The sequence below is a fragment of the Texas Phoenix palm phytoplasma genome (genome assembly GCF_005774685.2).
Classification (GTDB): Bacteria; Bacillota_I; Bacilli_A; order Acholeplasmatales; family Acholeplasmataceae; genus Phytoplasma.
The window spans coordinates 104,415-116,125 of sequence record NZ_VBRA02000009.1 but is presented as its reverse complement, the minus strand read 5'-3'; the positions used below and the strand labels follow the sequence as shown (position 1 = coordinate 116,125).

Genomic DNA, 11,711 nt, shown 5'->3' with positions numbered 1-11,711 from the left:
AAATAAATTTTAAAAATATTTTATAATATTATTTTTTAAAAAAATATAATATTATCTTTAAAAATATAAAAAATTAATTAATATGATAAATAAAAGTAATAAAATTATAAATTTGGGTTCTAAAATTTCATTAAAAACCTCTGAAACAAAAAAAGAAGGTTTTTATTTTATGCAAAAAATAAAAAATAATGAAAAATATATAAATAAAAATATTATTATTTTATTAGAAGGTTGTGTAGGTTCAGGAAAAACAATTTTTGCAAAAGGAATAGGAAAAAATTTAAATATTAAACAAAATATCAACAGTCCTACTTTTGTTTTATCAAAAATTTATAAAGCTAAAAATAGAAAATTATATCATTTAGATATTTATAGATACATTGCTTCAAATATAGAGGATAAAAAAATATTATCCATTATTGAAGAATTATTAGAAACTATTGAAAAAAACGACATAATTTTAATAGAATCTTGCAAAGATATAAGTAATTTGGTTAATTTTTGGAATTTTAAAATCAATTTTCTTTTTATAAATGATAAAGCAAGGAATATTTCGTTAAAAGAAAAAATAAATTACTAATTTTTTTACAAAGGATTTTACAAATAATGAATATTCAAAATAAAAAAAAATATAATATTATTATAGATATTTCTGTTGATATGCAATTAATTATACTATTCAAAACAAAAAAAATAATTTGCATCAATAAATATTTAAATAAAAATAATTTTGTTTCAAACATAATTCCAATTATTCACCAAACATTAATCCAAAATAATATCAATTTACAAAATTTATGCAATATTATTGTAGGAGTAGGTCCAGGTTCTTATATAGGAACACGTTTAGCTGTTGTTACATCAAAAATTTTAGCTTTAGAATTAAATATTAAATTATATAAAATAAGTAGTTTATTACTTTTATCTAGCGGTTTTAAAGAATTTAATAATTTAATTACTCCAAAAATTTATGCGAAAAATGGTTTTTTTTATAGTTTAAGTTTAAAAAATAATAAATTTTTATTATATGAAAATATTTATAAAGAAAGTTTTTTAGAAAATTACTCTAACCATTTTACATTAGATAAAAATAATTTTAATATATCAATAAAAAATATTATTTTGTATATGCAAAAAGTAAATAAACCACATTTTTTAATTCCTCAATACTATAATAATTAAATTCAAAAAATATTAAAATGGAAAAATTTAAAAAAGATGAATTAAAAAGGCGTTAAAAAAATGAACATACTATCAATTGAAACAAGTTGCGATGAAACAAGTATAGCTATTACTCAAAATGGAAAAAAAATTTTATCTAATATTATTTTTTCTCAAATTAAATATCACAAAAAATTTGGGGGAGTTGTCCCAGAAATAGCTTCAAGAAAACATTCAGAAAATATTACTTTAATTTTGAAAAAAGCTCTTACTAAATCTAAACTAAAAATTAAAGACATAGATTTAATAGCAGCAACTCAAGGTCCAGGATTAATAAGTTCTTTGTTTGTAGGTATAAATACGGCAAATACATTAGCTTACATTTATAATAAACCACTTATAGGTGTTAATCATTTAATAGGACACATTTATTCAGCTCAAATAGAATACGATTTAAAATTTCCTTCTTTAGTTCTTTTGATTTCAGGAGGTCATACAGAATTAATATTTATGTCTAATCATTTTGAATTAAAAACTGTAGGTTCAACTTTAGATGATGCTGTAGGTGAAGTTTATGATAAAATAGCTAGACATTTAAACTTAAATTATCCAGGCGGACCAATAATAGAAAAAAAAGCTGATAAAGGACAAGATATTTTCAATTTTACAAGACCTTATTTAAAAAATAAAAACTTAAATTTTAGTTTTTCTGGATTAAAAAGCCAAATTATTAATTTTATTTCTCAAAAACCAAAAAATTTTATTTCAAAAAATATTAATAACATTTGTGCTTCTTTTCAAGAAAGTATTAGTGACGTTTTAATAGAAAAAATAAAAAGAGCTATTGAAAAATTTTCTATTAAACAATTGATTATCGTAGGCGGAGTAGCTTCTAATAAATTTTTACAAAAAAAAATAAAAAATAATTTTAAAAATTTAGAAATAATAATTCCGTCTAAATTATACTGCACCGATCAAGCAGCTATGATCGGAATTGCTGCTTTTTATCAATACAAATTCATTAATAAAATTGAAAAAAAATATAATCTAAAAGAAAATTATATTTCATTCTTTTGAAATTATAAAAAAATAATAAATAATGCTCATAAAATATGGAGGTATTCAAAATTAAATGCTCAAAGAATCAAATTTTATAAAAACAATAATAGCAAAAGATATAAAAAAAAAAAAATATAATAAGATAATAACTCGTTTTCCGCCAGAGCCTAATGGATTTCTACATTTAGGTCATGCAAGGGCTATTATAATAAATTTTGAATTAGCAAAATATTTTAATGGCATTACTTATTTAAGATATGATGATACAAATCCATATAAAGAAAAAAAAATTTTTATAGAAGCTATTGAAAAAGATATAAAATGGTTAAATTATAAACCTAATAAAATTTTTTTCACTTCAGATTATTTCGAAGAAATTTTTCAAAAAGCAGTTATTTTAATTAAAAAAAATAAAGCTTTTGTAGATGATTTAACAGAAAAAGAAATAAAAGAATATAGAGGAACTTTAAATAAACCGGGAATAAACTCTCCTTTTAGAGAAAGAAGCATAAAAGAAAATCTAGATTTATTTTATAAAATGAAAACAGGCTTTTTTAAAAAAAAAGAAAAAGTTTTAAGAGCAAAAATAGATATGTCTAATCCAAATATTAATTTAAGAGATCCTGTAATATATCGTATTTTAGATAATTATACTCTTAAAAAACAACATCATTTTATTTTTCCTTCTTATGATTTTTCTCATCCTTTAGCAGATTCTATTGAAAAAATTTCACATTCTTTATGTTCTTTAGAATTTGAAGATCATAGACCTTTATATGAATGGTTTTTAAAAGAAACAGAAATGAAACATATTCCTAAACAAATAGAATTCGGACGTTTAAATATAACAAATACTTGTCTAAGTAAAAGAAGTTTGAATTTTTTAGTAGAAAATAAATTAGTTGAAGGATGGGATGATCCTAGAATGCCAACTTTAATAGGTATGAAAAACAAAGGTTTACCTCCTGAAGCTATTAAAAAATTTATTTTAAACACTGGATTATCCAAAAACAATAGTTTTGTAGATATTGAAATGTTAAATTCTGAAATTAGAAAAATTCTACAAAAAACAACTAAAAAAACAATTTCAATAATAAATCCTTTAAAAGTTACTATAATTAATTATCCTGAAAATCAAACAGAAACAAGAAACATAGAATATAATGAAAATTGTAATCCTAATGAAAAAAGAGAAATATTATTCTCCAAACATATTTATATTGAAAAAAATGATTTTGAATTAATCAAAAAAGATGAAAAATCTAAAAAATTACGCATAAATGAAGAAGTGAGATTATTATATTTTTACTTTATAAAAGTGGTTGATGTTATATATGATAAAAAAGGAGAAATTGAAAAATTATTAGCTACATATGATATTAAAACAAAAAGCGGTAGTGGTTTTAACGAAAGAAAACCAAACGGAACTATTCATTTTTTAAGTCAAAAAAATACTCAAAAAGCAATTTTTAACTTTTTTCAACCTATATTTAATAATGCTAATCCTAAAGATTTTACTAAAGAATTTAACAATAATTCTTGGCAAAAAAAAGAAGTTTTAATAGAAAAAGGATTAAGTTTAAATATTAAAAATGAAAAATTTCAATTCATTAGAAAAGGTTTTTTTCATTTAACAAATCAAAAGTCTAAAATTCCTAATTTTAATGAAATTGTACCTTTAAAAAAATTATATTAAATTATAACAAAAATAAATTTTATAAAAAAAAGAAACTAATTTAGTTTGCTTTATTAATTTTAAAAAGCCAAATAAATTGTTTCTTTTTATTTTTTGTATAAAAATTTTGTATAAAAAATAATATCAAAAATTTATAATATTTTATAAAATTAAATTTGTATATTGTAAAATAAAGGAAAGAAAATACTAGATAAAATAACTATTATATCTCCGCCTAATCTTGTAGCAATTTGTGCATAAGGCATTAAAACAAAAGATTTAGAAGCTTCTAAAATAGCAATGTTTCCAGCTCCTCCAATACTATTAGCACAAAGACCAGCAGAAATAGCAGATTGAACAGGATAATAACCAAATTTATTTCCTATAATAGCAGCAGATAATGCAGTAATAATAACACATAACATACATATAACTAAAAAAGGAATATTATAAAAAGAATTTATAATTTTATTAATATCTATTCCGCAACCAACTAACATTAAAACAGTAGGAGTAAATGTTTTTGTTATAAATGTAGAAGCTTGATTAGTGCAATTAACATAGTAAGAAGGCATTATATCAAAAAATTTAAATAATAAAACCAATAATACTAAAAAAATAATAGTAGGAGGTATATAATTTTCCATATTTAAAGGTAAACATCTTATTAAAAGGTTTCTTGCGATGCTACTAGAGACATATAAAACAAAAATAGAAATAAACCCAGTAGCTAATTCAGAATGAGTAAACTTTTCATCTAATCCTTTGCAATCATTAGAATTAGATTTATTATTATTTTTTTTATTAATTGACTTTTTCTCTAAATTACCATCTGGACTATCAAAACGAGTTTTTCCTAAAAATTTTTTAATTAAACCAGATAAAATAACACTAAAAATACCACTAATTAATAAAGCAGGTATAATATGAGATTTGAATTTTTCTTCAAAAATAGTATTACCTTGTGAAAAAATCATAGTCAAAGGAATAATTCCACATGTCAAACCGCCACTAGCGATAGGCACAAAAATATAAAAAATAGAATTTACAAAAAAATTATAATTACTTCCATTAACTCCATTTATTCCACCAATAGGTTTGAAAAAATATCCCATTATTCCTACAGAAAGACCAGAAATAATTAGAGAAATTATAACTAAAGGTAAAAATCTTTTAAAAGCTTCGTTTAACGTATGTTTTTTAATATTTAAAAGACTGCCTGATATTAAAGCAGAAACAAAAAATTCAGAAAAACCAATACCAGATGAACTATTTAAATAAGAAGCTTTAGCTTTAAAAGCTTGTTGAAATTGAGTAATTGAAGAACTTTCTGGAAAAAATTTATAGCTCAATAAAAACGCAGGAACTAATAAATATAAAATAGAACTTCCCCCTATATCTTTAATAATAGGTGTTCTGTCAGCTATAAATTTAAAAATAGAAGACAAAATCATTATAAAAAATAACATAGAAATAGAATTATGCCAAAAATTATTATTAAAAATATTTTTTTCGAAATTATATGACAAAAAAATATGCAACATTCCTAAAAAACAAAATAACAAAATTATTAAAAATGGAAATCCTAAAATATTACTTTTATTTTTGCTTAGAGAATTTGTAATTATTGGTTTTTGTCTTTTATTACAATTATCAGTAGAACAAGGAATTTTTGAATTTTTTGTTTTCATATTGTGTTAATAAAATTTCCTTTCAAGAAAAATTTAACATTTTATTTTTATGATTAATAATTATAAATTGAAAAAAAAAATTTTTCTAAAATTTAAAATAACTAAAAATAAAAAAATAATTAATTTATTGAAAAAAAATAAATAATAAAAATTAATAAATTAAAAATTATTAAAAAAAATTAATTTTGTAGTTTTTTCAATAAATGAAAAGTAAAATCAAAAACTGTTTTAGGATCACGAGCAGTAACAAAATTACCACTAGTAACAGAACTTTTTTCCGGATAATAAAAACCATCAAAAATGTATTTTTGATAACCAGGATAACAAGTAAATTTATGTTTTTTAAGTAAATCTAATTTACCCAAAAAAGAAGGCGCAGCGCAAATAGCTCCTATAATTTTTTCATTTTTAGCAAAATATTTAATTATGTGGAAAATTTTTTCAAGAGAATCATCATTTTTTTCAAACAACATTTGCACATAAGGACCTCCAGGTAAAATCAAAAAATCATATTCATTTAATTTTACTTTATCTATATGAATATCAGCCTTAACTTGAAGTTTTTGAGCAGAAAAAACATTTAATGATTCATTTACAGTAGCACTTATAACTTCAAAATTTTCTTTTTTTAATAAAGCTCTTGTTACTAAAGCTTCGCAATCTTCAAAAAAATTATATAAAATTAATAATCCTTTTTTCATAAAAAAAATATTTAATACTTATATCCAAAAAAATAGTATATTAATTAAAAATTTTTTTAAAAAATATAATATTAAAATGAATTTTCCTTTCTTATTTTTTTTTTTAGAGTTTCATTATAATAATAAAATTCAAAAAATTTATATTTTTTAATAACAAACCATCTTCTTATTATAATTTATTATTTTAATTAAAAATTTAATTAAATTTTATTTTCTAATTAGGGTAATTTTAATTTTGTAATATAAATATAATTCTTCAAAATTATTTTAACATTATTTTTTTCTTTTTTTCAATAATTTTAAATTTTCATAAAACAGAATTAATAATACTAGTAACTTTTTTATTTATATCTTTTGTACTTTCTTTTTTATATTGTTCAAAATAAATAGGAGAATGAATAAATAATTCTACTTTTTTCTTTCGAAACCAACATTTTCCTCTTATAAAAGAAACGCCTTTTAAACTAATAGGAACAATAACAGCTTTGCTCAATGTGGTTATACGAAAAGCACCGTCTAATGATTCTTCGATAAAATCATTTTTTTTATTTTTAATTCCTCCTTCGTGAAAAATAACCATTGACAAACCTTTTTTAACATTTTCAGAAGATTTAATAATATTTTTTATAGTTTCTTTAATATTATTACGAACAATTTTCATACAACCAGTAGCTTCAAAACAAAAACTCAAAAAAAATCCTAAAAAACCTTTGTAAAGTTCATCTTTAGGAGAAAAAGCAATTACTGAAGGAACAATAGAAGCAATAATAAAAGAATCTAAATGACTTTTATGATTTGAATAAATAATTAATTTATTGTCTTTAGGAAATAAATGAATATTATGAACTTTAATTTCAATCCTAAAAAATCTTATAATTAATTTAGAAATACTTTTTATAACAATTTTTTTAAAAGGATGATTAACTCTTAACCTTTTAACAATAAACATACAAATAAAAAAGACCAAAAATACTATTAACCAAGAAAAAAATATACTTAAAAAAAAACGAATAAATAATAAAAATATTTGAATAATCAAATTATCTAATGAAACTATTGGCCAAAGAAAAAAAAATATAAAAGATACATAAAAAATACAACTAAACATTTTTTATCATTTCCTCATTTATTTTAAAATTTACTTAATTTATATTTTTATACTATAATATTTTATTTTTAATACTAATATAAGTTACAAAAATTAAAGAATCTACAACTTTTTTTTCTTTAATAAAGAAATCATTATAATTAAAATTTGGAAAAAAAGAATCACCATCATGCCTTCTTAAAACATGTGTCAAATACATTATATTTGTATATGGTAAAATAAATTTATAAATTTGACTACCACCTATAATTATAATATTTTTTCCTTTATCAAAATAATTTTGTACAAATTTTTTTAAATCATTAATAATAATTCCATCAGATAATTTATTTTTTTTATTTCTTTTTAAACTAGCAATATAAACATTTTTAAAAGGGAAAGATTTTTTTTTATAATATTGTTTTAAAGATTCATAAGTTTTAAAGCCCATTAAAACATCTTTATTAAAAGTTTTTTGTTTAAAAAAATTAAGATCCTCTTTATAATGCCAAGGTAATCTGTTTTTATTGCCTATAAGAAAATTACCATCTAAAGCAGCAATTAAACTAATCATACAGAAATATCTCCTTTTATTGGTCCAAAAGAAATATAATTTTTTAATGTAAAATCTTCAAATTTAAAATCATCTATTTTTTTTACAAAAGGATTTAAAAAAATAAAAGGCAAAGACAAAGGTTTTCTTTTTAATTGCATTTTTACTTGATTTAAATGATTAAAATAAATATGCGCATCTCCTATTGTATGACAAAATTCATGAGCTTTTAAGTTAGTAACTTGAGCTACCATCATTAACAATAAAGAATAAGAAGCAATATTAAATGGTATTCCTAAAAAAACATCTCCACTTCTTTGGTATATTTGCAAAGATATATTATCATCTTGAACAAAAAATTGCATTAAAACATGACAAGGAGGTAACATCATTTTTTCTATTAAAGGAACATTCCAAGAAGAAATAATTAACCGTCTTGAAGTAGGATTAATTTTTATTTCCTCAATAATTTTAGATAGTTGATCTACTCCTGAAAAATCACGCCATTGTTTACCATAAATAGGACCTAAATCACCAAATTTTAAAGCAAATTCCTTATCTTCTTTAATCTTTGTAATAAATTCTTTTATATTTTCATTTTTAAAATCAGAAGATTGACAATACTTTTTATAAGGCCATTCGTTCCAAATATTAACATTATTTTTTACTAAATAACGAATATTAGTGTCTCCTTTAATAAACCAAATCAATTCATGAATAATTCCTTTTAAATACATTTTTTTAGTAGTTAATAAAGGAAAACCTTTTTGCAAATTAAATTTCATTTGATGCCCAAATATTCTTTTTGTTCTAACTTGAGTACGATTATCAGAATCAATTCCTTTATTTAGTATTAAAGAACATAAATCCAAATATTGCTTCATATTTACGAAAACCTTTTATACATTATTTATTTTATTATTTTATTCAAATAAAAAGAAACATAAAAATAAACAAAAATTAAAAATAATATAAAAATAATAATTAATTCAACAAAATAATTTATTTATTTTTTAACAAAAAATTATAAAAAAATTTTATAAATATAAAAAATTAAAAAATTTTTAATATTTTTTTATTTTTATAAAATTTTTTGTGGCGGAGAAAGAGGGATTCGAACCCTCGCATCTATCGATCTACACGCTTTCCAAGCGTGCCTCTTAAACCACTTGAGTATTTCTCCAAAAAATATATATTATATTCTTTTTTATATTTATTAAAAAAATATAAATATAAAACATAAAAAAATAATAAGAAAAAGAAAAAATAATAAAAATTAATCAAATATTATTATTTCTTAATCTAAACACTTCTTTAGCAATAGTAATTTCTTCATTTGTAGGTATAATCATAATTTTTACAGAAGATTCTTTAGAAGAAATTATTCTTTCTCCTTTTTCTTTAGAAATATTCAAATCAGAATCCAAATTAATTCCTAAAATTTCTAAACGTTCAACAATTTGACTCCTAACAAAAGAAGAATTTTCTCCTATTCCAGCTGTAAAAATAATAAAATCAACACCTTTTAATAAAACATAATAACTAGAAATATAGTCTACTATTCTTTTTGCTTGTATTTTAAAAGCTAAAAGAGCTTGTTTATTATTTTGAGAGATCATTTTCTCTAAATCTCTTGCATCATTAGAAATTCCAGAAACCCCTAACAAACCCGATTCTTTATTTAAAATATCTATAATTTCATCAACATTTTTATTCTCTTTTTCAGAAAGAAAAGAAATAATAGTAGGATCAATATTACCACTTCTAGTTCCCATAGGAACCCCTTCTAAAGGTGTAAAACCCATAGAAGTATCAATAGATTTTCCATCTTTAATAGCAGTAACAGAAACGCCGTTACCTATATGACAAACAATAATTTTAAATTTTTTACTATTTAAAATTTTCTCTATTCTTTGGCAAATATAATTATAAGAAAGTCCATGAAAACCATATTTTCTTATTTTATATTTTTTATAAAACTCATAAGGAATAGCATATAAAAAATTTTCTTCTGGAATAGTAGAATGAAAAGTAGTATCAAAAACTCCTACTTGAAAAACTTTAGGTAAAATTTTTTTAAATAATTTTATACTTAAAACATTAGAAGGATTATGAAGAGGAGCTAAATTACTTATTTTTTCAATTTTTAAAATATTTTCATCAGTCAATATAACAGATTCTTTAAATATCTCTCCACCTTGAACAATCCTATGACCTATGCCTTCTATTTCTTCTAATTTATTTATAAATTTATTTTCAATTAAACTATCCAATATTATCTTAATAGCTTGTTGATGATCATTAATAAATAAAATTTTCTCTTTTTTTTTATTTTTTTCTAAATAAAGATTAAAAATAGCATCTTTAGAACCAATTTTTTCTATTGAACCTTTGCACAATACTTTATCAGATGGAATTTTTAATAATTGAAATTTTAAAGAAGAACTCCCAGCATTAACAGACATTATTTTCATAAAGATTTTATTTACTCCTTCTTATCCTAATAAGAAACTTTAATTTTAAAATTTAATAAAAAAAATAAAATTTAAAAAATAAATTATAAAATTATATTATTATAATGAATTTAATTAATATAAAAAAAACTTTATAATTTATTTTTTTTAATAAAAAAAATAAAATATTTTAACATTATTTATTAATATAAATTAAAATAAAATTATTAGTTTAAATTTTAAAAGAAAAATTAAAACTAAAATACAAAAAAATTTTATAAATATAAAAAAATATAAAAAACAATATAATATGGAGCGGAAGAGGGGAATCGAACCCCCGTTTTATGCTTGGCAAGCACATGTAATAACCACTATACGACATCCGCAAAAGTTTAAATTTTATAATTATAAAAAATAAATAATACAATTAAATATTAAATATATATTTTGATATTTATTGATTTATTGTTTATTATAATCACATATAATTTTCAATATTTAAATTTTTAAATTATAATATTTAAAAATTAATTTTTCTATGTTAATTTTTTATAATTAATAAAATTTTTGAAAATTATTCAAATTCAAATTATTTTATTTATTTTATATTTTAATTCAGTTTATTTTATTTTAATAAAAAAAAATTTAATTTAAATATCAAAATATAAAGCTGTAAACACTAATTAGTTTATCATAATTTATATTATGAATCTATTTTTTTTTTAAAAAAAATATATTTTTTTATATTTTAAAAAAAAAGCATCAAAAAATGTTTATTTTTAAAATAAATATTATATAATTAAGAAGGTTATAAAAACTAAATTAAATTTTATAAAATGTAGGAGTATTTTTTATCTAATGGAACATAAAGAACATAAAAAACATAAACATCATAAAAAACCACAAAAATTTATTGGATGTGTAAAATGGTTTAGATCTGACATGGGTTTTGGTTTTATAACAAATATAAAACCTATCAGAATAGATATAGATATCGAAATTGACATCACAGAACCAGTTAACAACGAAGATAATTGCCAACAAGTAAAAGAATGGACTACTTGGGATCAAAACGATATTTTTTGTTATCACAAATCTATAATTGTAGGAAGTAAAAACGAATATAATTCGCCGAATAACAATGATAAACATGACAGCAATTTTAAACAATTACAAAAAGGCGAAACTGTTGAATTTGTAATTAGAGAAATTAAAGGCAGACCACAAGCTGTGGATGTTGTAGTAGTAGAAGAAGAAAAAAACTAATAAATAATTAAAAAATATTTATTTAATTTAAATTCTAATTAATTTAATAAAGAAAGACTTTTAAA

11 protein-coding genes and 2 tRNA genes are annotated in these 11,711 nt (G+C 20.1%); 5 read left to right on the top strand and 8 right to left on the bottom strand.

What is annotated here, in order from left to right; all coding sequences use genetic code 11:
- Positions 1-82 precede the first annotated feature (82 nt).
- From tsaE to glnS, 4 genes are read left to right on the top strand one after another with little or no spacing between them, the layout of a single operon-like run.
- Positions 83-580, top strand: coding sequence for a tRNA (adenosine(37)-N6)-threonylcarbamoyltransferase complex ATPase subunit type 1 TsaE (tsaE, locus tag FEF22_RS01690; RefSeq protein WP_138108054.1), 498 nt, complete (start codon positions 83-85; stop codon positions 578-580).
- 26 nt (positions 581-606) lie between these two features.
- The gene (gene tsaB / locus FEF22_RS01685; RefSeq protein ID WP_138108053.1) at positions 607-1,182 is read left to right on the top strand and encodes a tRNA (adenosine(37)-N6)-threonylcarbamoyltransferase complex dimerization subunit type 1 TsaB; all 576 of its coding nucleotides are present in this window, start codon (positions 607-609) and stop codon (positions 1,180-1,182) included.
- A gap of 60 nt (positions 1,183-1,242) precedes the next feature.
- The gene (tsaD, locus tag FEF22_RS01680; RefSeq protein WP_138108052.1) at positions 1,243-2,238 is read left to right on the top strand and encodes a tRNA (adenosine(37)-N6)-threonylcarbamoyltransferase complex transferase subunit TsaD; all 996 of its coding nucleotides are present in this window, start codon (positions 1,243-1,245) and stop codon (positions 2,236-2,238) included.
- Between the two features lie 55 nt (positions 2,239-2,293).
- Positions 2,294-3,916: a glutamine--tRNA ligase gene (gene glnS, locus FEF22_RS01675; RefSeq protein WP_138108051.1), complete on the top strand. Its 1,623-nt coding sequence runs from the start codon at positions 2,294-2,296 to the stop codon at positions 3,914-3,916.
- Positions 3,917-4,065: 149 nt separating this feature from the next.
- Here glnS and FEF22_RS01670 read toward each other — a convergent pair whose 3' ends face one another.
- From FEF22_RS01670 to FEF22_RS01635, 8 genes are all read right to left on the bottom strand, one after another.
- Positions 4,066-5,586 carry a 2-hydroxycarboxylate transporter family protein gene (locus FEF22_RS01670; RefSeq protein WP_138108050.1) on the bottom strand — a complete coding sequence of 507 codons (1,521 nt, stop codon included), beginning with the start codon at positions 5,584-5,586 and terminating at the stop codon, positions 4,066-4,068.
- Positions 5,587-5,765: 179 nt separating this feature from the next.
- Complete coding sequence (locus tag FEF22_RS01665; protein WP_138108049.1) at positions 5,766-6,287, bottom strand: DJ-1/PfpI family protein; 522 nt, start codon at positions 6,285-6,287, stop codon at positions 5,766-5,768.
- A 307-nt stretch (positions 6,288-6,594) separates the two neighbouring features.
- Complete coding sequence (locus tag FEF22_RS01660; RefSeq protein ID WP_138108048.1) at positions 6,595-7,395, bottom strand: lysophospholipid acyltransferase family protein; 801 nt, start codon at positions 7,393-7,395, stop codon at positions 6,595-6,597.
- Between the two features lie 52 nt (positions 7,396-7,447).
- On the bottom strand, positions 7,448-7,948 hold the full coding sequence (locus FEF22_RS01655) for a dihydrofolate reductase (RefSeq protein WP_138108047.1): 501 nt from the start codon (positions 7,946-7,948) through the stop codon (positions 7,448-7,450).
- Positions 7,945-8,811 (bottom strand): thymidylate synthase, encoded by an 867-nt coding sequence (locus FEF22_RS01650; RefSeq protein WP_138108046.1) that lies wholly within the window; start codon positions 8,809-8,811, stop codon positions 7,945-7,947. Before FEF22_RS01650 ends, FEF22_RS01655 begins: the two co-directional genes overlap by 4 nt.
- Before the next feature lie 212 nt (positions 8,812-9,023).
- Positions 9,024-9,110, bottom strand: a tRNA-Ser gene (locus FEF22_RS01645).
- A gap of 97 nt (positions 9,111-9,207) precedes the next feature.
- Positions 9,208-10,401, bottom strand: coding sequence for an acetate kinase (locus FEF22_RS01640; RefSeq protein ID WP_138108045.1), 1,194 nt, complete (start codon positions 10,399-10,401; stop codon positions 9,208-9,210).
- A gap of 290 nt (positions 10,402-10,691) precedes the next feature.
- Positions 10,692-10,766, bottom strand: a tRNA-Gly gene (locus FEF22_RS01635).
- A gap of 472 nt (positions 10,767-11,238) precedes the next feature.
- Between FEF22_RS01635 and FEF22_RS01630 the strand changes: the two genes are divergently transcribed.
- Positions 11,239-11,646: a cold shock domain-containing protein gene (locus tag FEF22_RS01630; RefSeq protein WP_138108044.1), complete on the top strand. Its 408-nt coding sequence runs from the start codon at positions 11,239-11,241 to the stop codon at positions 11,644-11,646.
- Positions 11,647-11,711 lie beyond the last annotated feature (65 nt).

Bases quoted from the DNA above. Each gene is read 5' to 3' on its own strand.
- FEF22_RS01670 (WP_138108050.1), bottom strand. From the start codon at position 5,586: ATGAAAACAAAAAATTCAAAAATTCCTTGTTCTACTGATAATTGTAAT.
- FEF22_RS01655 (WP_138108047.1), bottom strand. From the start codon at position 7,948: ATGATTAGTTTAATTGCTGCTTTAGATGGTAATTTTCTTATAGGCAAT.
- FEF22_RS01630 (WP_138108044.1), top strand. From the start codon at position 11,239: ATGGAACATAAAGAACATAAAAAACATAAACATCATAAAAAACCACAA.
- FEF22_RS01650 (WP_138108046.1), bottom strand. From the start codon at position 8,811: ATGAAGCAATATTTGGATTTATGTTCTTTAATACTAAATAAAGGAATT.
- FEF22_RS01660 (WP_138108048.1), bottom strand. From the start codon at position 7,395: ATGTTTAGTTGTATTTTTTATGTATCTTTTATATTTTTTTTTCTTTGG.
- glnS (WP_138108051.1), top strand. From the start codon at position 2,294: ATGCTCAAAGAATCAAATTTTATAAAAACAATAATAGCAAAAGATATA.
- tsaE (WP_138108054.1), top strand. From the start codon at position 83: ATGATAAATAAAAGTAATAAAATTATAAATTTGGGTTCTAAAATTTCA.
- tsaD (WP_138108052.1), top strand. From the start codon at position 1,243: ATGAACATACTATCAATTGAAACAAGTTGCGATGAAACAAGTATAGCT.
- tsaB (WP_138108053.1), top strand. From the start codon at position 607: ATGAATATTCAAAATAAAAAAAAATATAATATTATTATAGATATTTCT.
- FEF22_RS01665 (WP_138108049.1), bottom strand. From the start codon at position 6,287: ATGAAAAAAGGATTATTAATTTTATATAATTTTTTTGAAGATTGCGAA.
- FEF22_RS01640 (WP_138108045.1), bottom strand. From the start codon at position 10,401: ATGAAAATAATGTCTGTTAATGCTGGGAGTTCTTCTTTAAAATTTCAA.